Source organism: Pseudomonas entomophila, from assembly GCF_029193575.1.
In the GTDB taxonomy this organism is placed as follows: Bacteria; Pseudomonadota; Gammaproteobacteria; order Pseudomonadales; family Pseudomonadaceae; genus Aquipseudomonas; species Aquipseudomonas entomophila_G.
The window spans coordinates 631,679-656,494 of sequence record NZ_JARGCS010000012.1 but is presented as its reverse complement, the minus strand read 5'-3'; the positions used below and the strand labels follow the sequence as shown (position 1 = coordinate 656,494).

Below are 24,816 nucleotides of genomic sequence, written 5' to 3'. Positions count from 1 at the left end.
CAGTGCCAGGCCGTCACGTCGATCGCCGCCTCCGTCGGGCCGTAGAGATTGTGCAGTTGCGCCTGCGGCAGACGCGCCAGGCAGCGCTGCTGCAGCGTGTAGGACAAGGCCTCGCCACTGCACAGCACCAGCCTCAAGCTCGCGCAGCGACTCAGCTCCGCCTCGTCGAGGAACAGCTGCAGCATCGACGGCACGAAATGCAGCATCGTGATGCCCGCTTCCTCGATCAAGCCCGCCAGATACTCAGGATCACGATGCCCTTGAGGGCGTGCCATCACCAGGCCCGCGCCGGCCAGCAGCGGCAGGAAGAACTCCCAGACCGACACGTCGAAACCGAACGGCGTTTTCTGCAACACCCGGTCCTCGGCCGTCAGGCCATACGTGCGCTGCGCCCAGCACAGACGGTTGACCACCCCGCCGTGCTCGTTCATCACCCCCTTCGGCAAGCCCGTCGAACCCGAGGTGTAGATCACGTAGGCCAGGTGATCCGGCCGCACCGCCACGCACGGGTCGTGTGCCGGCTGCGTGCCGATCTCCGCGTCATCCAGATCCAGCACCGGCACGCACGCAGCCGCCACCGCCTCTCGCGTGTCCGACTGCACCAGCACCACCGCCGGCGCGCAATCCTCCAGCATCCATGCCAGACGCTGCGCCGGATAGCTCGGGTCCAGCGGCACATAGCCCGCACCCGACTTCAGGATCCCCAGCAGGCCGATCACCATCCCCGCGCCACGCTCCACGCACAGCGCCACACGGTCGTCAACGCCCACACCCAGTTCGATCAAGCGGTGCGCCAGTTGGTTGGCTCGCGCGTTCAGCTCGCGATAGCTCAAGCAAACCTCGCCCGCCATCACCGCCAGCGCATCCGGCGTGCGCGCCACCTGGGCTTCCACCAGGCCATGCAGCGTCTGCGTCTCTGGATACGGCCTGTGCGTCGCGTTCAGGCCATGCAGCACATGCTCGCGCTCCGCCGAATCCAGTAAGGCGATCCGATCGAGTCGCACCTGGTCATCAGCGACCATCGCGCGCAATACGCGCTGCAGGTAAACAGCCAGGCGCTGCGCCGTGGCACGGTCGAACAAGGCCGTGGCGTAGTCGAGCGTGCCGGCGATACGGCCAGCGGAATCGCTCAGCTCGAGCGCGACGTCGAACTTCGCCGCCGCGCCGGACGTCTGGATTTCTTCGAGTCTCAGCCCGTCCAGCTCCATCGCCGGACGCACCGCGTCCTCATTCATCCACGACAGCGAGGCCTGGAATAGCGGGCTATGCGCGAGACTTCGCGCCGGCTTCGCCAGCTCGACGACCTGTTCGAACGGCAGGTCCTGATATGCCTGCGCATCCAGCATGTCCAGCCTGACCCGTGCCAGCAGATCGCCCACGCACACCGCGCCCGACACGTTCACGCGTAGGGCCAGCGTGTTGACGAAGAAGCCGATCAATCCCTCGACCTCGGGACGCATGCGGTTGGCGACAGGCACCCCGATCACGACCTCGTCCTGCCCCGCCAGCCGGCCCAACACGGCCGCCCAGGCAGCGAGGACCGTCATGAACGGTGTCGTGTCATGACGCAAGCCCAGCTTGCGCAGGCCCGCGACCAGGTCAGCATCGAACACCAGCTCGATCGACGCCCCAGCGTAATCCTGCCGCGCCGGCCGCGGCCGGTCGGTGGGCAAGCTCAGCAGGCTCGGCGCACCGGCCAACTGCTTCTGCCAGTAGTCGGCCTGGCGTTGCAGCACCTCGCCTTCGAGCCAGCGGCGCTGCCACGCGGCGTAGTCGGCATACTGGATCGGCAATGCCGGCAGCGGGTCGGCCTCGCCCCTCAGGCAGGCGCGGTACAACGCGGCCAGCTCGCGGATCAGCACGCCCAGCGACCAACCATCCGACACGATGTGATGCAAGGTGAGCAGCAGCACATGCTCGTCGGCCGCGAGCCGCAACAGGTTGCCGCGAATCAGCGGTCCTTGCCGCAGGTCGAACGGCTCGGCAGCGTCGCGCTCGACCCTTTCGGCCAGCGCGGCTTCCCGATTCGGAGAGTTTTCCAGATCGACAAAACGCAGCGCGAACCCCGTTTGAGCAGGTTCGATACGTTGTGCGGCACGGCCTTCTTCGACCGTAAACACGGTGCGCAGCACCTCGTGGCGCGCCACGATCATGTCCAGTGCGCGGTGCAGCACGGCGTGGTCCAGCGTACCGAGCAGACGCACGCCGCCGGGAACGTGATAGGCAGCGCTGCCGCCTTCCATTTGCGCGAGGAACCACAAGCGCTGCTGTGCGAAGGACAGCGGCATCACGGCTTCGCGCTCACCCGCGGTGATCGCCGGCAGCGAGCTCGGCCCGGCCGCCTCGATCGTCGCTGCCACCCCGGCCAGCGTGGGGTTCGCGAACAGCTCCGCCATCGCCAGTTCGGTGCCGAGCTGCTGGCGCACCAGCACCATCAACTTGACAGCGTGCATCGAGTCGCCGCCGAGGGCGAAGAAATCGTCGTCGCGGCCCACTCGCTCGGCCTGCAGCAACGCCTGCCAGATCGAAGCGAGCACCGTCTCGACACGCCCTTGCGGTGCCGCATACGGCTGCGTGACCAGTGCCGCGTCGTCTGGCTCGGGCAAGGCCTTGCGGTCGAGCTTGCCGTTCGGCGTCAAGGGAAACCGCGCCAGCGTGACGAACGCGGCCGGGACCATGTAGTCAGGCAGACTTTCGGCAAGCCGGCCGCGCAATTCCGCCGGCTCGACGGCCGCGCCGTCCTCCCAGCACAGATAAGCCACCAGGCGCTGCGAACCGCCGTGATCCTGACGCGCCAGCACGGCCGCCTCGGCCACGCCGTCGATTTGCACGAGCTGCGTCTCGATCTCGCCCAGCTCGATGCGGAATCCGCGCAGCTTCACCTGGAAATCGCGCCGCCCGAGATATTCGAGTAGACCGTCTTCGCGCCAGCGCCCGATGTCGCCGGTTTTGTACAGGCGAGCGCCGGGTTCGTCGCCAAACGGATCGTCGACGAAGCGTTCGGCCGTGAGTTCCGGCTGATTCATGTAGCCACGCGCCACGCCGGCGCCGCCGATACAGATCTCGCCTGCCACGCCGATCGGCACCAGGCCACCCTGTTCATCCACGATCCGGATCCGGACGTTGGCGATCGCGCGCCCGAGCGGCAGGGTCGGCAGCAGTTCCGGCCCGCAGCGATGGATGGTCGCGCACACTGCCGCCTCGGTGGGACCATAGGCGTTGAACACCACCGTGCCCTGCGCAGCCCAGCGCGCGGCCAGTGCCGGTGGGCATGCATCGCCCGCGATCACGAGGCGCAGCGATGGGAAATGCGCGCCTTCCGGCATCGCCGCCACGGCGAGCGACGGCAGCGTGACATGGCTGATGGCGCGCTCGCGCAAGGTCGCTTCAAGCGCTTCGCCAGGCAGCATCGCTTCGCGCTGCACCAGCACCAGCGTCGCTCCGCTGCCCAGCGCCATGACAATTTCCGACACACTCGCATCGAAGCTGAACGACGCGAACTGCAGCACCCGGCTGTCGGGGCCAACCTCGAATTGCTCGATCTGCGCCTGCGCCAGATTGCAAAGGCCGCCATGACGGTTCATCACGCCCTTGGGGCGGCCCGTCGAACCTGAGGTGTAGATGACATAGGCCAGATGATCGGGCGACAGCTCGACGCGCCCGGCCTCCAGATCGTCGGTTGATTGGCGAGCCAGGGCGGCATCGTCATCGAGCACGATCACGCTCAACAGGCTGCTGGCCGGCAGGCTGTCCTCCACCGACAGCTGCGTGAGCAGCGCCACCGGCTTGCTGTCGGACAGCATGTAGGCGAGGCGCTCCTCCGGATAGGTCGGATCGAGCGGTACATAGGCCGCCCCGGCTCTCATGATGCCGAGCAAGCCGACCACCATCTCGATACCGCGCTCGACGGAGATCGCGACCCGGTCGTCCGGCCGTACCCCAAGGGCCAGCAGACGCCGCGCTACCTGGTTGGCACGCCGGTTCAGTTCCGCGTAGCTCAGTTCGGCATCGCCGAATTCCAGCGCCGGTGCATCCGGCCTCGCGCGCACCTGCTCGTCGAACAGGTCCAGCACCAACGGATGACGCGATGTACCGGCCGCGCCCTCGCCGAAGGCCAGCACGGCGCGCCGATGGTCGGCGGACAACAGCGCGAGGCGGCCGACGTGGGCCTGCTCGTCGGCCACCATGGCCGACAACAGGACCTGGAAGCCGTCCACCATCCGCTCGATCGTGCCGACGTCGAACAGCGCGCTCGAGAAGATCAGCTCGCCGCCGATCCCCGCTTCGTCCTCATCCAACATCAGGTGCAGGTCGGCCTTGGTCACCGTGCTGTCGTAGGGGATGCTGCTCAGTCGCAATTCAGGCAGATGCAGCTCGCGGGTGCTCGCGGCGAGCCCGTAGGTCAGCGCCGACTGGAACAGCGGGCTGTAGCTCTGGCTGCGCTGCGGCTTCAATGCCTCGACCACCTGCTCGAAGGGCACGTCCTGGTGCTCGTAAGCGCCCAGCGTGCTCGCCTTGACCTGAGCGAGCAGCTCGGCCACCGTGAGATTGCCGTCCACGCTGACACGAACCGCCAGGGTGTTGACGAAGAACCCGATCAGCCCTTCGATCTCGCGCCGCTGGCGATTGGCCACCGGTGTGCCGACCACCACATCGGCCTGCCCGCTCAGGCGAGACATCAGCAGGCCCCAGCCCGCGAACAGGGTCATGAACAGGGTCGCGCCATGGCGCTGCGCCAGTTGTTTCAGGCCGCCGCTCAGGCCCGGCGACAGCCGGAACGCCACGCTGGCGCCGGCATAGCTCTGCACCCGCGGACGTGGCCGGTCCAGCGGCAGGTCGAGCAGCTCCGGCGCCCCCGCCAGGTGCTGCGTCCAGTAGCGGGTCTGGGTCTGCAGCACCTCGCCTTGCAGCCATTCGCGCTGCCAAGCCGCGTAGTCCGCGTACTGCAGTGCGAGCGCCGGCAGCGGGTCCGGCAGCCCCTGGCTGAACGCCGTGTACAGCGTATTCACTTCCTGCACCAGCACGGAGATCGACCAGCCGTCGGAAATGATGTGATGCTGGTTGATCAGCAGCAGGTTCTCGGTCGGCGACAACCGCAGCAGTTGACCGCGGATCAGCGGTCCCTGCGCCAGGTCGAAGCGCTCGCCAAACACCTGCGCACTCAAGCGGTCGGTCTCCCGCTGCTGTGCCGATTCGTCGAGCTCACCGAGATCGTGCTCGATCAGAGAGAAACCCTGGTCAGCGGCGGCGATGCATTGCACCGGATCACCGTCGGCCAGCATAAAGGTGGTACGCAGCACCTCATGGCGCGCCACGATGCGATCGAGCGTGGCGCGCAGCGCCTGCCGATCGAGCCTGCCGGACAGGCGCAGCCCCATCGGCATGTGATAGGCCGCACCGGCCGAAGCATCGACTTGATCAAGCAGCCAGAGGCGCTGCTGAGCCCAGGAGAGCCGCAACGGTGCGCCGCGGTCCACGGTCGCGATGGCTTGCATGCGCGTCGAGCCAGCCTGCGCCACCCGCGCCGCGAAATCCGCCAGCACGCCATGCGTGAACAACTCGGCAAGGCCCAGTTCGACGTCCATCGTCTGGCGCAGCCGCGACACCACTTGCACGGCCAGCAACGAATGGCCGCCCAGCGCGAAGAAATCGTCGTGCCGGCCCACCCGCTCCACGCCCAGCAATTCCTGCCAGATCTGCGACACTGCCGTTTCCGTCTCGCCCAGTGGGGCCTCGTAGGCCTGCGCCGCATACGCCTGCGCTTGCGGCGCAGGCAGTGCGCGACGGTCGAGCTTGCCGTTCAGCGTCAAGGGCAGGCGCTGCATGCACACATAGGCCGACGGCACCATGTGTTCCGGCAGCACGGACTGCATCTGCCTGCGCAACTGCTGCGCGTCCACCCCGCCGGCGGCCGCATCCGCCGCATCGCTCGTGTAATAAGCAACCAGGCGCTTGTCGCCGGGCGCATCCTCGCGGACGATCACGGCCGCATCGACCACGCCCTCGCACTGAGACAGGCGTGCTCCGATCTCACCCAGCTCGATCCGGAAGCCGCGCAGCTTCACCTGGTCATCATTGCGACCCAGGTACTCCAGCGTGCCGTCCGCGCGCCAACGACCAAGGTCACCGGTGCGGTACATCCGGGCACCCACCTCGTCGCTGAACGGATCGGCCAGGAAACGCTCGCGCGTGAGTTCCGGCAGGTTCAGATAGCCGCGCGCCACGCCAGCGCCGCCCACGTAGAGTTCGGCGCTGACGCCGACCGCCACCGGCTCGCCATGCGCGTCGAGCAGATACAGGCGCAGGTCCGGAATGCGTTGTCCGATCGGGCTGCCGCCGGCGGCCACGTCGGCCGCGTCGATCGGATGGTAAGTCACATGCACCGTGGTTTCGGTGATGCCGTACATGTTCACCAGCTGCGTCGCCGCGTTTTCCGCACGTCGGCACCATGGTTGCAACTGGCTCACCTCCAGTGCCTCGCCGCCGAAGATCACCAGCCGCAAGCTGTGCTCGCGCGCCGCTTCCAGCGCCTGCACCGCCGCCAGTTGACGGAAAGCGCTGGGGGTCTGGTTCAGAACCGTCACGCCCTCGCGGCACAGCAGCGCATGGAACGCTTCCGGAGAACGCGTCACGCCATGCGGCACGATCACCAGCCGGCCGCCGTGCAGCAGCGCGCCGAAGATCTCCCACACAGAAAAATCGAATGCGTAGGAATGGAACAGCGTCCACACGTCCGTGCCGCCGAAGCCGAACCACGCCTGCGTCGACGAGAACAGGCGCGCCACCTGTCGGTGCTCGACCATCACGCCCTTGGGCTGGCCTGTCGAGCCTGAGGTATAGATCACATACGCCAGATGATGCGGCGCCAGCGTCCCTGGCGCCGGGTTGTGCGTGGGCATCGCGGCGAGCGCCGCCGCGTCGTCGAGATCGATCACCGGGGTGTCGCCGAGCCCCTCGACCGTCGCACGCGTAGCGGCCTGCGCCACGATCGCGACCGGCGCGCTATCGGCCAGCACATAGGCCAGGCGCTCGGCCGGGTAGTCGGGATCCAGCGGCACGTAAGCCGCGCCGGCCTTCAGCACGCCGAGGATCGCCACCAACATCGCCGGGCCTCGCGCGGCACAGATCGCCACGCGCTGGTCGGGCTCGACCCCGAGCGCAAGCAAGCCATGGGCGAGCTGGTTGGCGCGTTCATTGAGCCGGGCGTAATCCAGCGCCTGCCCTTCGAATGTCAGGGCCACCGCATCCGGTGCGCGCGCGACCTGGGCCTCGAACAAGGCCGGCAGCGTAGCGGCCGGTGCCGCTGTCTCGACCTCGTTCCAGTCCACCAGCATCCGTTGCCGGTCAGCCTCCGCCAGCATCGGCAGGCGGCTGATCAGACATGCGGGATCGGCCATCATGCCGTCCAGCAAACTGGTGAACTGCGCCATCATCTGCTCGACGATCGTATCGCCGAGCAACGGTGCCTGGTATTGGAACAGGATGTGAAGCCGGTCCGGCAGTTGGGTCGCGTCGATGGTCAGCGCGTCGGCGCTGAAGCTGGCCGGGGTTTCCTCGAGGCTGCCATCCAGCCCCTGGAACTCGGGCGGCGACAGCGAGCGATTGAGGTTGAACAGCACCGGCGCCAGCGGACGGCCCTGATCCGTATGCAGGCCAAGATCGCGGATGATCTGCGAAAAGGGATACTGGCCGTGCTGGTGGGCATCGAGCACGACACGCCGGACACGCATGAGAAACTCGGCGACGGACGGATCACCGACTCCGTCGCACAGCATCGGCACGAGATTGAGCGTACATCCGATCAGGTTCGCGTCGGCCCGCTCCGGGCGTCCGACCGTCATCGGCACGCCAACCACGATCCGCTGCTGATTCGCGAGTCGCTGCAGCAGCACCGACACGCCAGCCAGCAGGGTCATGAAGAGCGTGCAGCCCTGCTCGCGGCTGAAGCGTTGCAGCCGTGCGTACCGCTCGCCGTCGACGGTCAGGAAACGCCGCCCGGCACGGTAGCCGGGCCGGGCGTCGCGGGCGCGCAGCTCGTCTAGCAGCGGCGCCGAAGACGGCAACCCCGCGAGTTGCGACTGCCAATAGGCCTGGTCTTCGCGATAGCGGTCACCTTGGCGGTAACGCTCGCTCTCGGCGATGTACTCGCCGAACTGATAAGCAAGCGGTAAGGCCGCGGGCGCCCCACGGCAAGCGGCGTTGTAGCACGCGGCCAGCTCGTTCAGCAGCAGTTCCTGCGAATAGCCATCGATCACGAAATGATGGAACGTCAGGACGAGGCGATGATCGTCCTCGCGCATGCGCAGCAGGTGCGCCTGCATCAGGGGGCCGGTCGCCAGGTCCATACGCCGCCGGCTGTGTTCGGCGAACCATTGCGCTGCGGCAGCGTCCGCATCGTCGGTATCGCGCCAATCCACCAGCGTCAGCGCCAGTTCCAGCTCAGGCAGCACTCGCTGGTGCCTGCCTTCGGCGTCAACTACCGTGCGCAACGCCGAGTGACGCTCGACAATGCTCTGCAGCGCCTGTTTCATTGCCCTGGTGTCGAGCGGGCCGCGCAAACCGAGCACGGTGGTCGCGTTATAGCTCAGCGCCGCCTCGTCGCCCAGCTGGCACTCGAACCAGATGCCGCTCTGCGACGGCGTCAACGGCAAGATATCGGGCAGCGGCTTCGGCTCGCAGGCCTGTCGCAACGCGTTCAACTGCTCGAGATGCTTCAGCACGAGGCTATGCTCGATGCCGAAATCGACGAAACAACCGATCTCGTCCACGCCGAGCGCCTGCAGGCGCTCGACGATCGGAGCGCAGGAGGCGACATCGCCAATCAGGGCCTGGGTCGCCACATAGCGATCGTAAGCGGCGGACAACAGGAACTCGCGATCCGCCTCGCTCAGGGTCCGGATATCGGCTTGCATGCCGAGGCTGTTGACCATGTTCTGGAACAGGCTCAGCGACGACTTCAGATAAGCGATGAACGGGCCGCGCGCGCACTCGCGCGCCTGTTCGGCGTCGTCGGTCACGAAGCTGTGCAGCAACACCGTGACCCGGCTCTGCTCCGGCCCGTGGCCATGCTCCGCCAACGCGTCCCGGTAGACACGGAGATTGGCCTCCAATTCATCGATGGATTGCCCCATCAGATTGGTGAGCACCCCAGCGCCGATCGCGCCCGCGCGGCGATACATATCCGGGTTGCCGACGATCGTGATCCAGATCGGCAGTTCCGCCCGGGACGGCATCGGGAACAAGCGCACCTCGGTGTCGTTCTGCGAGCCGTCCTTCACGCGCAGAGCCTCGCCGCGCCATAGCGCGCGGACCTCTTCGATACGCTGGAACATCAGCTCGCGATGATCGCCGAAGGCCTCCGGCGCGAACACGAAGTCGTTCGGATGCCAGCCGGAAGCGCAAGCAATGCCGGCCCGGCCGGACGATAGGTTGTCGACCATCGACCACTCTTCGGCCACGCGTATCGGATGGTGCAGCGGCAGCACCACGCTGCCGGCACGCAGTTCGATACGCGACGTCTCACGCGCCAACGCAGCGCTCAACACCGAGGGATTCGGCGACAGGCCGCCGAAGGAATGGAAATGCCGCTCGGGCACCCAGACCGAGGAGAACGCGTGCGTATCGGCGAAACGCGCAGCCTCGAACAGCAGCCGATACTTGTCATCGCGATAATCCGCGTCGTAGCTGCCGAAGAACGACAGGCCGAAGCTGATGGGGCGCCGCGCAAACGTTTGCGAAAAATTCGTGACAATGCTGGCGCGCGCGCTAGCAGCCGCGCTCGCTGCAACCGGCAGCGCGGTGCGCGCCGGGAACACGCCAACGCCGGAGCGATCCTTCGCTGCCCCGCCGGACGGCGGCGGCTCGAAACCCTCCTCGGTGAAGAAGCCCGCATCGACCATGGCGGCGACGCTGCGCTCGAAGATCTCCACCACCCGGTCGACATCGGCATCGCTATGCGCCGTGGACAGGAACATGCCACGGCCTTCCCAGAGGTACAGGCCCCCTGCGATCAGGTGGTAGTACAGCAAATCGATGTTCGGCGATGCTTCCAGCAAGCGGAACGACGAGCCGCAGTGCACGGCCCGAATCGGCACGTGAGCGCTCGCGAACACCGCGTTGAGACGCTGCACCAGATCCGCGGTCCGCGCGTTCAGGTTTTCCTGTAGAGCCGGCCCGGCCTCAATCAGCCGCTGCAGCACGGCGCGTGCGGCGACCAGGGTCAGCGGATGCTTGCAGAAAGTGCCGGCATAGAAGGTCGTCCCCACCTGCGGCGAGGAAGCATCCCCGTACTGCCATTGGCCGCCGTCGATCGCATCCATGTAGGCGGCCGAGCCCGCCACTATTCCGGCGGGCAGGCCGCCCCCCACCACCTTGCCGTAGGTCGCGAGGTCGGCACGAATGCCGTACCACCCTTGCGCGCCGCCCGGATGCAGGCGGAAACCCATGATCATTTCGTCGAAGATCAGCGCGATGCCGTGTTCCTGGGTCAAGGCACGCAAGGCGTGCAGGAATTCGCGCGGCTGCCAGTGTGGGCGCCGGCTCTGTACCGGCTCCACCAGTACCGCTGCGATCTCGTGGGCATGCTTGCGCAGTTGTTCGAGCGACTCGGTCGAGCCGAAGTCCAGCACCAGCGTGTTGGATGGCGCGCCCGGCTGCAGGCCCGGTGCGATCGGCATCGTACCGTGCTCGCCGGCTACCATCAGCGTGTCGTCGCTCCAGCCGTGATAGGAGCCGGCGAACACCACAATCTTGTCGCGCCGGGTCACCGTGCGAGCCAGGCGCAAAGCGAGCATCACGGCTTCAGTGCCGGAATTGCAGAAGGCCACCCGCTCCATGCCGGTCAGTTGGGTCACCATCTCGGCGACCTCGCCCGACAAGCGCGTTTGCGGGCCTAGCTCGAGGCCGGTGTCGAGCTGCGTGCGAATCGCGTCCTGCACGAAATCGGGGCGATGCCCGAACAGGTTGACGCCGAACCCCATCGCCAGGTCGATGTAGGCATTGTCGTCGACATCCCACAAGTAGGCGCCTTCGGAGCGCACGCTCACCACCGGGTAGAGCACTTCTTTGGTTGAGAGGCGGAAACCGGCCGCAACACGGTTATCTGCCAGCACCGGGCGATAGTGTTGCGCAAGCGCCTTCGAGCCCCGGGTGCGCAGCGCGTAGTCGGCGAGGAAGCGGTCGAGGTAGGCGCGCTGCCGCTCGCCGAGGTGCCGGAACGGATCGTTCGCCAGCGTAATGTGCGCGGGCTGGAACGGCACGTAAGGCTTGGAGCCGGTATCCGCTTGCGGCGCCGACGGAGCGGGCACTGGCGCGCTGGCGTCGACGGCACCTGCCAGCGCGTGAGCGGGTACCGACGCTTGCACGGACGCATCGGCCGCAACGCCCTGCAGCAGCGCGAATTGCTGGCTTGTCAGACGCGAAAAGGTATCGATCTGCTGGCTGAACAAGCGCTCCAGCATGGTCTTGTCCACGGCCTGCGCGACCGCCGCCGGGGATTCGGCCACATAGGCTGGCGGCACCGGCAGCGCCGCGGGCACCGGTGCGGACAGCGCGATCACCGGCAGGGCGGGCTCGGGGTTGCCTCCCGCCTCGGCCCGTACCAGCGGCTCGCGCAGCGGTGCCTTCTCGTCGAGATAGTCTGCTATCGCGGCGACCGTCGTCAGCTCTTCGAAGAGCTGACGCACGGAGATCGTCACGCCATAGGTCTGCTCGATACTGCTGATCGCCTGTACCATCATCAGCGAATCGGCACCGAGTTCCAGCAGGGGGGTGTGAGGATCGACGCGATCCGCGTCGGCATGCAGCATCTTGGCGACCATCCCCCGCAAGTCGAGCAGGATGGCATTTTTTCGCTGGGCGGAAGTAGGCATGCTAGGAACCCTATGGGTCGCAGTGGTAACAACGGAAGACATGGCAGCGGTACGGCCTGGCGCACCCCCTGTGGGGCGATCGATCCAGTGCCGCTCGCGTTCGAACGGATAGGTTGGCAGGTGCACGATCCGGCGTGCCTGCCCGGCGTGCATGGCATGCCAGTCGATGGGCTGGCCTCTCACCCAGAGCTTGCCGGCGGAGCTGAGCAAGGTGGCGAGATCAGACGCGTGCCCATCGTGATGCCGCAGCGTTGGCAGCACGTCGCTGGCAGCCCGGCCGGCCTGACGCGCGAGCCCGCAAAGCGTCTGCCCCGGCCCCACTTCGATCAGTACCGGAGAAGCCTCGCCAATGCGCTCCAGGCAATCGGTGAATCGCACAGTAGCCCGCAGGTGGGTCGCCCAATAGGCCGGATCGGTCGCCTGCGCGTCCTCGATCCAGGTGCCGGTCACGTTCGAGACGAAGGGGATGGTCGGCGCGTGCCGGGCAACCCGGGCGACGCAGGCCGTGAACTCCGCGAGGACGGGCTCCATCATGTGGGAATGGAAGGCGTGCGAGGTCGATACCCGTCGGCAAACGATTGCGCGCCCGCCCAAACGAGATTCAAGCGCTGCGATAGCCTCGACGTCGCCAGCAACCACGCAGCGTTGCGCGGCATTCACCGCAGCCAGCGACAGTGAGCCGTCGAGATGCTCGCGCAGCGACGCCTCGTCCAGCGCCACGCTGAGCATCGCGCCGCCAGGCAGGCGCTGCATCAGCCGGCCGCGAGCCGCGACGAGCGCAAGCGCGTCGTCCAGGGAAAACACGCCGGCCAGACACGCGGCCACGTATTCACCGATGCTATGACCGACCAGGGCGACCGGCTGCACGCCCCAGCTCATCCACAGCTGGGCTAGCGCGAATTCGATGACGAACAGGGCCGGTTGCGCGACCTCGGTCTGATCGAGAGCGGCCTGCGCCTGCGGGGTGTCCTCGCCATAGAGCAGTTCAAGCAGGTCGAACGACGCATGCTCGCGCAGGCGTGCCGCGCAATACGTCACGGTCGCCCGGAACGACTCGACCTTGCTGTAGAGTTCGCGTGCCATGCCGATCTTCTGCGCGCCCTGCCCGGGGAACATGAATGCGCTCGCCATACGCGCGGCACGCGCTTGGCCGCTGATCATTACGCGGCTGTCCCCCCTAGCGGATGCGGCGCCCGCAGCGTTCTCTGCGTCGACCAAGAGCTCCACGCGGCGCCATTCGAACGCGGTGCGTCCGACCTGGGTGGTATAGGCCGCATCGGCCATCGCCTCGCCGGACCAGGCCGCGACCCGCCCCGCCAGTCCGGCGGCAGCCGCCTCTAGCGCAGCCTCGCTCCTGGCGGAAGACATGAGTAGATGCACCGGCCAGGCTGTGTCTGCCCGCGCCGTCGTCTCGGGCGCCGCAGAGACGATCATGTGCGCGAGCGTGCCGCCGAAACCGAACGAGCTGATACCTGCATGGCGTTGATGCGGCGGGCGGTCCCAAGCCTGGTTGCGATCGACGATGCGCAACGGCGTGTCGTCCAACCGGCAATGCGGGTTCGCCTCGCGGTAATGCAGGCTCGCGGGAATCACGTCATGCTCCAGCGCCAGCACCACCTTGATCAGGCTGGCCACTCCCGCAGCGGCCTCGAGGTGGCCGATATTGGTCTTCACGGAGCCGACCAGGCAGGTGCCTGCCTCGGGCGCGTGAGCGAACACGCTCTTCAACGCATTGAGCTCGATCGGGTCGCCCAACACGGTGCCCGTTCCATGGGCCTCAAGATACGCGATGTCCTTGGCCTCCAGGCGAGCACGCGCCAATGCCTGGGCCACGGTGGCAGACTGCGCGCTGCCGTTGGGTGCGACCAAGCCGTTGCCACGACCATCCTGCATCACGGCCGATCCGCGAATGACAGCGCGGATCGCATCGCCGTCACGCACCGCATCGCGCAAGCGCTTCAACACCACCAGGCCGCCGCCCTCGCCACGCACATAACCGTTGGCGCCCGCATCGAAGGCCTTGCAACGGCCGTCCGGCGACAGCATCCCGGCGCGCGCGAAGGTCAGGCTCGAGGTGGTCGACAAGATAAGGTTGACACCGCCAGCCAGGGCGATGCCGGTTTCGCCCTGGCGCAGGCTCTGGCATGCGGCATGCACGGCCACCAGGGACGACGAACACGCCGTGTCGATCGCGAGGCTGGGGCCACGCAGGTCGAGGAAATAGGAAAGACGGTTGGCAACGATACTGGATGCGTTGCCGGTGGCCGAATAGATGTCCGGCCCCTCGGCGGCGAGGTGTTGGACGGCCTCGTAGTCGTGCGTCGAAATGCCGACGAACACACCGGTATCACTGCCGGCCAGGCTGGCCGGCACGATCCCGGCATCCTCCAGTGCCTCCCAGGCGAGCTCCATGGCCAGGCGTTGCTGCGGGTCCATATGCACGGCTTCGCGCGGCGAAATGCTGAAGAAACGTGCGTCGAATCGGTCCACCGAGTCGAGGAAGCCTCCGCGCCTGACCTGCACGCCATCATCCTCATTGGCGTCCTCGAAGGTACCCGCCGCAACGCGCCCTGCATGGATCCCGGTCACCGCGTCGCGGTTCGCTTCCAGCAACCGCCAGAATGCATCGGGGTCGTCCGCGCCGGGCAGTCGGCAACTCAGGCCGATGATGGCGATCTCATCGGCTTGCGCCTCAGCGGCTTCGTTCGCCGAGGGGCGATTGGCCTGCGCTTGCAGCTTCGCACTGTCCGGTTCGGACAGGAAACGCGACAAGCGGGCGAGCGTCGGGTGATCCCAGAACACGATGGGTTCGACGGGACGCCCGAGCCAGCTAGCGAGGGATTCGGTCAGTTGGACCGCGGCCATAGAATTGAGGCCGTAAAACTCGAACGGCTGATCAGCATCAAGGGTTTCGGGCGCGACGCCGATCCGCTCCGCCAACCGCCCGCGCAGCCACGCCTCGACCTCGGCCAGCGAGACCGGACGAGCTGTATTGGTAACCGATGCCTGCTCGACGGGCACCGGCAACGCCGGCGAACCCTCCTCGGGGCGATGCCAGCACCGCACCAGTTCGAGCTTGCCATCGAGGAAATCCTGCCGGCACTGGCTGCGCCGCACCTTGCCGCTCGACGTACGCGGAAGCCTGCCTGCGGATACCAGCCCGATGACGTCCGGCGGCATGCCGATGCTACTGGAAATGGCGGCCGCGATACCGCCGACCATCGCATCATCCGCCCTGCGCCGAAAATCGAGCTCCTGCACGACCACCAATTTTTCCGTCCCATCGGTCTCGAGCGCGAATGCGATTGCACCATCCTGACGCAGCGACGGATGACTCTCGAAAGCGGCGCGCTCGACATCCTGCGGATAGATGTTCAGGCCATTGATGATGATCAGGTCTTTATGGCGCCCACCGATGTAAAGACAACCTTCGTGGATGAAGCCAAGATCCCCGGTACGCATGTAGGCAAGCGCGTCCACCGATCCGGGATCACCGTCGATTTTCGCTGCAAACGCGGCTTCGCTGTCTGCCTCGCGCTGCCAATAGCCCTTGGCCACACACGGGCCGTTGATCCAGATTTCGCCGATGCGGCCGTCCTCGACACGCCGTCGCGTATGCGGATCGACGATGGCGACCTGGTGATCTGACAAAATTCGGCCGACATTGACGAGCTGCGCTACGTCGAGGGTCTCGTGATGCTCGTCGAGCAGGATGGCGTGCTGTTTCTCGCGCAGGGCGGACTGCATGAACGGCAGGGAAACCGGCAGATCCGCCATGGTTTCCCCCCACCGCCCCGACACCATCAATGTCGACTCGGCCAGCCCGTATGCGGCAAGCCAGGCTTGCGGACGGAAGCCTGTGTCGGAGAAGGCGTCGGTAAAACGATCGAGTGTGCTATGCCGGATCGGCTCCGCACCGTTGAACGCAACCCGCAGGCAACTGAGATCGAGCGATGCGCGTTGCGCCTCGGTGACGCTGCGCGCGCAAAGATCGTAGGCAAAATTCGGTGCCCCGGTGATCGTGCCTCGGTAATCGCTAATGGCCTTGAGCCACCGCAGAGGACTGAGCAGAAACGACGACGGCCGCATCAACACGCACGAGCACCCGAGGACCAGGGGCGCCAAGATACCGCCGATGAGGCCGAAGTCGTGATAAGGCGGCAGCCAGAACACCATGACGTCTTGCGGCCCCGAGCGGGTAAACAGCGCAGTCAGTCGAATATTCGCCAGGGCGTTCCCATGCGTAACCATCACGCCCTTGGGCGTGCCGGTCGACCCCGACGTGTATTGGAGAAATGCGATCCGCTCCGGGGCGACCGCGGGATTGATCCAAGCCTCGCCGTCACCGTTCGCTTCGTCCAGCACCAGCCAAGTGCCGATCGGGGGATGCATTGTCTCGGCGCCGATGGAACGAATACCCTCGAGTTCGCCCCGACCTGTCAGAATCAGGTTCGTATCGGCATCCTTGATGACCGCCTTGAGGCGGTCGAACTGCCGGGCATGCGTGGGCGGATAGGCCGGCACCGGAATCGCGCCGGCATACAAACAGCCGAAAAACGCGCAAATATAGTCAATTCCCGCGTGAAACAGCAGCATGATCCGAGCATCGGCAGAAACATCCTGCTCATGCAAGTAGCACGCGATCTTCCTGGCCCGCTCATGGAGCTTCGCATACGTGAGCGAGTCCGGACTGCCCTCACCCGCGGGTAAAAAAGTATAAACCTCGTTATCCGGCTGCAGCCGGGCTCGCGCTTCCAGCAAGTCAATTAGATTATTGTTCGATGAAAATGAGTCAGCCAAATGATGCAAATCGCTGTGCATATACAAAACCTAATAGGTGTTATTTACAAGTATAAAAATACAGAATCCATTTACTGATTCAGTAAAAATATAATTCGCAACCACTCAGCCAATCACTCGAATCGAATAAACTCAATCTCCCATCTTATGCTTAAACAAACTATTCAAATACTCACCGAACGAAATCACCTGCCGACCACCTGACGCCCTATGAAAAGCCATCAACGACACAAGACCCACCCGGCTGCGCGAACGCACGCGCCGCAACCATCCGGCTGAAAATCGACCACTTTTGGCATCTTATGCCAGTCTTCCAGGCGACCTCACTCAAACTTCGCCCTATAACCAAGCACTCTCAATAGAAACCCAAAAGGCAAACACCCAAACGACCCGCTTTCAACGCCTGCCGGGTCAACTGGATATCCGGCCGGATGCTAGTATGCCCAATCCCTCAACACAAGATCGGACAAACAAAAAATCCACAACCGATCACAAAATAGATCGAAATCCTCCCAGTAAAACTTACACAAAAAAAATGACAATAACAGTCTGCGCGCCACCTCTTGAACCAGCCGACTGTAACGCCGATGCACTTCACCTTCCGGCACGGCATCGAACATTGGCACAGCCAGTCCCAACCGAAGGGATCCAATGTTCTGAACACGAAGATCTGCTGAAACCGTAGTGCAATATCACTGAGCCATCAGATGAGCCAAGCGCTACCCAAACTCAACGACACCAAGACCCTGATACACACTGTCGACGACACGGCAATGCTCGTTACCCCTGGGATCTTCAAGAGATATGTGCTGGAGCACCCAGAGCTTGAGAGAACTTTCGACAAAACCGGGACAGCGGCCTGGCAGCATGTACAACGCGCATTTGAGAAAGAACAGAGCCACCCGAAGACCGGCAAGCAGTTGAACATCCGGACCTACGATGCAATAGGCCCACGGAAGACCGCCCAGTTGAAGGGTTGCCTGCTTCTCGACCCGAAGTTGTTGCGCAGGGTAGTGGAAGGGGCCGCAGGATGACGCCTCAGGAGTTGCTGCAGGAGCACCTGGTCGACCATGACCTGAGACAGACCAGCGCCAAGATTAACGATTTGCTCAATCACTCGAACATCGCGCCACATAGAAGCTGACTACGACACATGCGCGATGTGCTGCATGAGCGCAGCCTGCGGCAGGGGGCATTGCACCTGGCTCGCCGCGTCGATGAAAGCGCCGCACCCGGCTCACGGACCAGTAAAACCATGCCCGTATAGAGCCCGATCAACGAAGACTATCGAGCAGAACCATCATGATGGGGATGACCCTGAACCAGGGCATCGATAGATCATGATGCTATGAAGCTGGCGCTATGCCTTTAGCTGCGAGGGGCTTGGGATACATTAGCGGCATTATTTGATTGAGCTGTAACAGCTCAAAATCCGCTAAGTCTTTGAGTTTTCTGACTCAGAAACGAAAAAGCCCGCCATAAGTGGCGGGCTATTCAATATTGATATCACCTTGTAGCGAGCCTAGGACTCGCTACAGACGGCTGCAAGACTAGAAATGGCTATGGCAAGCCGCTCTCTAGCACTCACGAACCGCTGTGAATATGGTGGGTCGTGTAGGATTCGAACCTACGACCAATTGGTTAAAAGCCAACTGCTCTACCAACTGAGCTAACGACCCGTTGGATGGCGCGTATATTACTGATTCCTATAAGGAAATCAACACCCCATCGCAACTTTTTTCAAAAATAGGGCGTAGGGTCGTCTATCCCAGCCGCTTTGAAGCCCTCTGCACGCAAGCGGCAGCTATCGCATTTGCCGCATGCACGGCCCTGGTCATCGGCTTGGTAGCACGACACCGTGAGGCTGTAGTCCACGCCCCGGGCGACCCCAGCCTGGATGATCTGCGCCTTGCTCAGGTTCTGCAGCGGCGCCTGGATGCGGAAGCCCTGCCCTTCCACGCCAGCCTTGGTGGCCAGGTTGGCCATGCGCTCGAAGGCCTCGACGAACTCCGGGCGGCAGTCCGGGTAGCCGGAATAGTCCACCGCGTTGACACCGATGAAGATGTCACGCGCCTCCAGCACCTCCGCCCACCCCAGAGCCAGGGACAGGAACACGGTGTTGCGCGCAGGCACATAGGTGACCGGGATGCCTTCGGTCGGTGCCTCGGGCACGTCGATGCTGCTGTCGGTCAGGGCCGAGCCACCGATGCCATCGAGGTTCAGGCCGATCACCTTGTGCTCGATCACGCCCAGGTCGCGGGCGACACGCGCCGCGGCATTGAGCTCGGCGCGGTGGCGTTGACCGTAGTCGAAGCTCATGGTGTAGCAACTGTAGCCGTCGGCCTTGGCCATGGCGACCACGGTGGCCGAGTCCAGGCCGCCAGACAGCAGGATTACCGCGCGTTTCTCAGTCATGTCGTTCACTCTTTGGGTCTCAGCGCCCTGGTTCGTCGTTCCATAGCAGTTTGTGCAGCTGCATCTGGAAGCGTACGGGCAGGTTGTCGGCGACGATCCAGTCGGCCAGGTCGGTGGCGTTCACCTGATGGTGGCTGGGCGAGAACAGCACTTCGCCCGCGCGTTGCGCCAGGTTGTACTGGATCAGCTTGGACACCGCCCAGTCATAGTCCTCACGCGAACAGATGACGAACTTGACCTGGTCGTTGCGGGTCAGGTGCTCAATGTTCTCGTAGCGGTTGCGGTGCATTTCCTCGGAGCCTGGGGTCTTGAGGTCGACCACGCGGCTGACGCGGGTGTCCACCCGCGCAATGTCGAGGGCGCCGCTGGTTTCCAGGGAAACCTCGTAGCCGGCGTCGCACAGACGTTGCAGCAGAGGCAGCGCATTGGGCTGGGCCAGCGGTTCGCCACCAGTGACGCAAACGTAGCGCGGCCGGAAACCCGCCACCTGCTCGAGGATGTCGTCGAGGGTGCGCAGCGTGCCGCCACTGAAAGCGTAGGCACTGTCGCAGTACTGGCAGCGCAGGGGGCAGCCAGTGAGGCGCACGAATACGGTGGGCAGCCCAGCCGTTCGCGTTTCACCCTGCAAAGAGTAAAAGACTTCGGTGATGCGTAATGTGTCTTGCATGGTCGCCACGGGCGTGACAGCTAAACAGGCTGTCCGCCTCCGTCAGGCACTGTCGCGGACTCGACATGGCGTTATCCGCAACAGCGTGTTTACGAAAAAAGGGCACAGATTCTAACGAAAAAACCCGCGACAAGCGCGGGTTTCTTTCAAACGGTGCAGCTCAGAGTTTCTGCAGGTCGCGTTGCGCCAGTTGCGCGGCGGAAGTGCCGGGATACTGGGTGATGACCTGCTGCAGAATGCCCTTGACCTTGTCGGTGTGGCCAAGGCGACGTTCGACATCGGCCAGCTTGTACAACGAATCAGGCACCTTGCTGTGCTTGGGGTACAGCTGGCTGACCTTGGCGAAGGCCTGGCCGGCGCCTTGCAGGTCGCCCTTGGCCAGGTTCACTTCACCCAACCAGTACTGCGCGTTGCCGGCGTACTGGCTATTGGGGTACTTGCGCAGGAAGGCGGTGAAGGCCTGGCTGGCCTTGTCGAAATCCTTCTGCTTGATCAGGTCGAAGGCTGCATCGTAGTACAGCTTCTCTTTGGCCGGGTCGCCGGGCTCGCTGCCAGTGGCAGGCGGCTGGGCGCTGGCACCGCCATCGGTGGCGGGTGCTCCGGTGGCAGGTGCGCCGCCGGACGGGGAATTCTCGGGAGTGGCCGCAGGTGCGACGCCACTGCTGATGCGACGGTCCAGATCCTGGTAGCGTTCCAGGTTTTCCTGCTTCATGCGGGCCACATCGTTTTGCAATTCTTCGATGATGCCCTGCTGGCGGGAAATCTGGTCCTGCATCTGTTGCAGCTGCAAGAACAGCTGGCCCTGTGCAGAGGCGGGGGCCGAAGCCCCTGCCCCGGCATAGGCGCCGCTCGTGCCATAACCCGAAGGCGGGTAACTGCCTCCGTTGTCATCTACTACAGGTACCGCAGCCCATGCCGAAAGCGGCAGGCTGAGGGCGAGGACGGTTACAACACGACGGCACATACGCATAAGAACTTACTTACGCAGTTCTACGCGACGGTTCTGAGCCCAGGACTGCTCGTCGTTGCCGGTGGCAACTGGACGCTCTTCGCCGTAGGAAACCAGTTCCAGCTGAGCAGGCGAAACGCCTTGCAGGACCAGGTAGCGTTGAACGGCCTTGGCACGACGCTCGCCCAGAGCCATGTTGTACTCGCGGGTACCGCGCTCGTCGGTGTTACCTTCCAGAACAACACGGTTGCCGTTGGCTTTCAGGTCCTTGGCGTGAACGTCCAGGGCGCGCATGGCTTCTGGCTTCAGATCCGAGCTGTCGTATTCGAAGTAGAAGGTGGTGATTGCGCGCAGAGCGGCTTCTTCGCTCAGGGAACCATCGACAGCGCCGGTGTTGGCACCGTAGCCAGCGTTCGGGTCAACAGCGCCTTCACCAGCGTTGTCACCGCCCTTGGAGGAGCAACCTACAGCTACGGCCATGGCCAGAGCCAGCGCAGCGAATTTACCAAACTTCAGCATTTCCATCGTGAAACTCCTAATGAAACCCCAGTGTGTTAAGCAAAAATGTTACGCCGCAATCAGTTCAGGTAAGGGGACCAGGACGGTTCTCTGACTTCGCCTTGAGCGGTAGGAAGTGGGAGCCTCACGCGTCCATTGAGCGAGACGAGCATCAAGACTCCCCGGCCCTGCTGGCGGGTGGCGTAGATTAGCATGGTGCCGTTTGGCGCAACAGTGGGTGACTCATCAAGACTGGTCTCGGAGAGAATCTTTACACTTCCACGTTGCAAGTCCTGGGCCGCCACTTTGAAGTTGGTGAAACCTTCTTGGCGATGAATCATCACCAAGGTCTTTTCATCCGCCGACAGTTTCGGGTTGGCGTTGTAGTTGCCCACGAACGTGACACGCTCCGCACCACCACCGCTGACCGAAGTTTTGTAGATCTGCGGTTTACCGCCACGGTCGGAAGTGAAGTACAGGGTGTTGCCATCCTTGCCCCAGAACGGCTCGGTATTGATACCGGGGCCGGCGGTGACACGGCTGATCTGGCGGGAACCGACGTTCATCACGTAGATGTCCGGGTTACCGTCCTTGGACAGCACGAACGCCAGGCGCGAACCGTCCGGCGACCAGGCAGGCGCACCGTTCAGGCCTTCGAAGTTGGTGATCTGCTCACGGCGACCGGTGTCGATGTGCTGGACGAAGATGCGCGGACGCTTCTGCTCGAACGACACATAAGCGATGCGCTTGCCATCCGGCGCGAAGCGCGGCGACAGGATCGGCTCACGGGACTGCAGCAGGGTCACCGCACGGGCACCGTCGTAGTCGGAGCGTTGCAGGGTGTAGCGGGTGTTGTTGGTCGAGAAACGCTCGGCGGTCACGTACAGCATGCGGGTGGAGAACGCGCCCTTGATGCCGGTGAGCTTCTCGAACGACTGGTCTGCGATGTAGTGCGACATGTCGCGCAACTGGTCTACGCCACCGCCGACGCTGCCGGTCAGCACCTGCTGCTCGGTGGCGACGTTGAACAGTGCGTAGGTCACCTGCAGGCGACCACCGGACGGCACGATGTTACCGACCATCACGTACTGGGCGCCCAGCGCTTTCCAGTCACGGAAGATGACTTCGCTCGCCTGGGTCGGCGTGCTGATCATGTTCTGCCGTGGAATCGGCGCGTAGTAGCCGGAGTTGCGCAGGTCATTGCTGATAATGTCGGCCATGTCTTCCGGCAGCACGCTGCCACCTTGCAGGCCGAACGGCACTACCGCGATGGGCGTTGCCCGGTCGCTGCCACTGGTGACCAGGATGTTCTTTTCCTCTGCCACCGCCATGCCTGCCACGCAGCAGAGCATGACCAGCAGTCCTCTCAGACGTTTAATCACAACGCTAGATCCTCAGGTGTAAATGTCATCTTGAACGAACGATACGGATTGAACTCGTTCGGCTTCAAGCCCTGCATTTCGGTCAAGCGACCAATGTTCTTCACCGCGGCCACGGCCGAGCTGTCGAACGGACCATCGCCACTGGACTTGGCCACGCTCACGTTGGTGATCGTGCCGTCCGGCAGCATGTTGATCTGCAGGACTACCGTCATGCCCTTGCGCGCGGATGGCGGACGCGCCCAACCTTCGGCCGCACGCATGCGGATAAGGTCGTCGAAGTCGCCGGCCACTTGGTCGCCTTGCTCGTCGGCCAGGGCCTGCTGGCGCTCGGTGGTGTCGGACAACAGCTCGGCCAGGGCCTGCGCCTTCTTGTCCTCGGCCGCCTTGCGTGCCGCTTCCTGTGCCTTTTTCTTCTGGGCGTCCGCCGCGGCCTTTTGCTTGGCCTCTTCGGCTGCCTTTTTCTTGGCGTCCTCGGCCGCCGCTTTCTTCTTGGCGTCCTCGGCTGCTTTCTTCTTGGCCTCTTCGGCGGCTTTCTTCTTCGCCTCCTCGGCGGCCTGTTTCTTGGCTTCTTCCTCGGCCTGCTTCTTCGCCTCTTCCTCGGCTTTCTTCTTGGCGATGTCGGCCTGTTGCTTCTCGGCGGCCTTCTTCGCCTCTTCAGCCTTCTTGGCTTCGGCAGCCTTCTTCGCTTCAGTGGCCTTGGCGGCTTCCTCGGCTTTCTTCGCCTCGGCGGCCTCGCGGGCTTCCTCGGCCTTTTGAGCGGCGTCGGCTTTCTTTTGTTCCGCGGCCTTCACGGCCTCTTGCTCGACCTTCTTCTGCTCCAGCTGCTCGACCTCGGTCTGGCGCGAAGCGGTCTTCTTCGCCTCACCGGCAATCTTCTGATTGGTCTGGGTGGTCGCCTGGCTCTTGGACTTGAGCTGGTAGAGCGTGGCCTGGACGATCGGCTTGGAGGGCGGCAGCTCGGGCGTCATGGCAAAGCTGACGAACAGCATGCCGAAGACCAGCACATGCAGGCCAACGGCCCAGACTGTGGGCCAGAAGTAGCTTTCCGAGGCGGATGGCTCTCGCTGTTGCATCAGGGCGCCTCGGTAATCAGGCCAACGTTACCGACACCGGCCTTCTGCAACCCGCCCATGGCGCCCATGACAGCGCCGTAGTCGACGGCCTTGTCGCCACGGATGAACACCTGGGTCTGCTTGCCCTGGTCACGGCCGGCAGCGATGATTTTGGTCACCGCGCTGGTCATGTCCGGCAGGGTCATGGCCCGGTCCATCTGTTTGTCGGTATCGACTTCGCTACCGAGGTTCCAGTAGTAGGTCTTGTCGGCCTTGATCGAGATGGTGAGGATCTGCACGTTGTTGTCCTGCGGCAGGGCTTCGCTGGAAACCTTGGGCAGGTCGACCTTCACGCCCTGGTTGAGCATGGGTGCGGTCACCATGAAGATGACCAGCAGCACCAGCATCACGTCGATGTAGGGCACCACGTTCATCTCGGCGACCGGCTTGCGTTTGTGGCGAACTCGGGCCATGGATGTCTACCTGATCACTCTTCGCTGGTGTGCACTTTACGGTGCAGGATCGCCTGGAACTCGTCGGCGAACGTGTAGTAACGACCGATCAGCACTTCGCTGCGCGCGGCGAAACGGTTGTAGGCGATAACGGCCGGAATCGCGGCGAACAGGCCGATCGCGGTGGCGATCAGCGCCTCGGCGATGCCCGGGGCCACGGTGGCGAGGGTGGCCTGCTGGGCGCTGGCCAGGCCACGGAAGGAGTTCATGATGCCCCAGACGGTACCGAACAGGCCGATGTACGGGCTGGTGGAGCCGACGGTGGCGAGGAACGGCAGGCTCTGCTCGAGCTTTTCTTCCTCGCGGGAGATGGCCACGCGCATGGCACGGCCGACACCTTCCATGACCGCATCCGGGTCGACGCCCGGCTGCTGGCGCAGGCGCGAGAATTCCTTGAAGCCAGCGCGGAACACCTGCTCGACGCCGGAGTCCGGGTCGGGGTTGCTGCCAGCCTGGCGGTACAGCTTGGACAGGTCGATGCCCGACCAGAAGCGCTCTTCAAAGGCATCCAGTGCACGACGACCGGCGCGCAGCAGGTTGCTGCGCTGGAAGATCATGATCCAAGAAGTCACCGAGGCTGCCACGAGGGTCAGCATCACCAGCTGAACCACGATACTGGCATTGGCGACCAGGCTCCACATGGAGGTATGGTCGACGACGTTTGCTTCCAC

The 24,816-nt window shown here is 64.2% G+C and carries 10 protein-coding genes and 1 tRNA gene; 1 reads left to right on the top strand and 10 read right to left on the bottom strand.

Features of this window, described 5'->3' with window-relative positions; all coding sequences use genetic code 11:
* A partial coding sequence (locus P0Y43_RS07730) for a non-ribosomal peptide synthetase/type I polyketide synthase (protein ID WP_275636700.1) occupies positions 1-16,691 on the bottom strand: 16,691 nt, incomplete at its 3' end.
* A 686-nt stretch (positions 16,692-17,377) separates the two neighbouring features.
* On the opposite strand from P0Y43_RS07730, the gene P0Y43_RS07725 reads away from it, so the two are divergent.
* Complete coding sequence (locus tag P0Y43_RS07725) at positions 17,378-17,704, top strand: conjugal transfer nickase/helicase domain-containing protein (protein WP_275636699.1); 327 nt, start codon at positions 17,378-17,380, stop codon at positions 17,702-17,704.
* A 569-nt stretch (positions 17,705-18,273) separates the two neighbouring features.
* Here P0Y43_RS07725 and P0Y43_RS07720 read toward each other — a convergent pair.
* The 9 genes from P0Y43_RS07720 to tolQ all read right to left on the bottom strand — a co-directional run bounded on the left by P0Y43_RS07720 (position 18,274) and on the right by tolQ (position 24,816).
* Positions 18,274-18,349: transfer RNA gene (locus P0Y43_RS07720), tRNA-Lys, on the bottom strand.
* Between the two features lie 61 nt (positions 18,350-18,410).
* Positions 18,411-19,085 (bottom strand): 7-cyano-7-deazaguanine synthase QueC, encoded by a 675-nt coding sequence (queC, locus tag P0Y43_RS07715; protein WP_275636698.1) that lies wholly within the window; start codon positions 19,083-19,085, stop codon positions 18,411-18,413.
* A 19-nt stretch (positions 19,086-19,104) separates the two neighbouring features.
* The gene (gene queE, locus P0Y43_RS07710; protein WP_275636697.1) at positions 19,105-19,752 is read right to left on the bottom strand and encodes a 7-carboxy-7-deazaguanine synthase QueE; all 648 of its coding nucleotides are present in this window, start codon (positions 19,750-19,752) and stop codon (positions 19,105-19,107) included.
* Positions 19,753-19,912: 160 nt separating this feature from the next.
* A complete protein-coding gene (gene ybgF, locus P0Y43_RS07705; protein ID WP_275636696.1) occupies positions 19,913-20,722 on the bottom strand; it encodes a tol-pal system protein YbgF in 810 nt (269 codons plus the stop codon).
* A 6-nt stretch (positions 20,723-20,728) separates the two neighbouring features.
* Positions 20,729-21,226 carry a peptidoglycan-associated lipoprotein Pal gene (pal, locus tag P0Y43_RS07700; RefSeq protein WP_023381906.1) on the bottom strand — a complete coding sequence of 166 codons (498 nt, stop codon included), beginning with the start codon at positions 21,224-21,226 and terminating at the stop codon, positions 20,729-20,731.
* A 53-nt stretch (positions 21,227-21,279) separates the two neighbouring features.
* The gene (gene tolB, locus P0Y43_RS07695) at positions 21,280-22,551 is read right to left on the bottom strand and encodes a Tol-Pal system beta propeller repeat protein TolB (protein WP_275636718.1); all 1,272 of its coding nucleotides are present in this window, start codon (positions 22,549-22,551) and stop codon (positions 21,280-21,282) included.
* A gap of 26 nt (positions 22,552-22,577) precedes the next feature.
* The gene (tolA, locus tag P0Y43_RS07690) at positions 22,578-23,654 is read right to left on the bottom strand and encodes a cell envelope integrity protein TolA (RefSeq protein ID WP_275636695.1); all 1,077 of its coding nucleotides are present in this window, start codon (positions 23,652-23,654) and stop codon (positions 22,578-22,580) included.
* On the bottom strand, positions 23,654-24,106 hold the full coding sequence (tolR, locus tag P0Y43_RS07685; protein ID WP_275636694.1) for a protein TolR: 453 nt from the start codon (positions 24,104-24,106) through the stop codon (positions 23,654-23,656). Before tolR ends, tolA begins: the two co-directional genes overlap by 1 nt.
* A 14-nt stretch (positions 24,107-24,120) precedes the next feature.
* Positions 24,121-24,816 (bottom strand): protein TolQ, encoded by a 696-nt coding sequence (gene tolQ, locus P0Y43_RS07680; protein ID WP_275636693.1) that lies wholly within the window; start codon positions 24,814-24,816, stop codon positions 24,121-24,123.

Excerpts from the sequence above, each read along its gene's own strand:
- P0Y43_RS07725 (WP_275636699.1), top strand. The coding sequence starts at position 17,378 with ATGAGCCAAGCGCTACCCAAACTCAACGACACCAAGACCCTGATACAC.
- queC (WP_275636698.1), bottom strand. The coding sequence starts at position 19,085 with ATGACTGAGAAACGCGCGGTAATCCTGCTGTCTGGCGGCCTGGACTCG.
- queE (WP_275636697.1), bottom strand. The coding sequence starts at position 19,752 with ATGCAAGACACATTACGCATCACCGAAGTCTTTTACTCTTTGCAGGGT.
- ybgF (WP_275636696.1), bottom strand. The coding sequence starts at position 20,722 with ATGCGTATGTGCCGTCGTGTTGTAACCGTCCTCGCCCTCAGCCTGCCG.
- pal (WP_023381906.1), bottom strand. The coding sequence starts at position 21,226 with ATGGAAATGCTGAAGTTTGGTAAATTCGCTGCGCTGGCTCTGGCCATG.
- tolB (WP_275636718.1), bottom strand. The coding sequence starts at position 22,551 with ATGCTCTGCTGCGTGGCAGGCATGGCGGTGGCAGAGGAAAAGAACATC.
- tolA (WP_275636695.1), bottom strand. The coding sequence starts at position 23,654 with ATGCAACAGCGAGAGCCATCCGCCTCGGAAAGCTACTTCTGGCCCACA.
- tolR (WP_275636694.1), bottom strand. The coding sequence starts at position 24,106 with ATGGCCCGAGTTCGCCACAAACGCAAGCCGGTCGCCGAGATGAACGTG.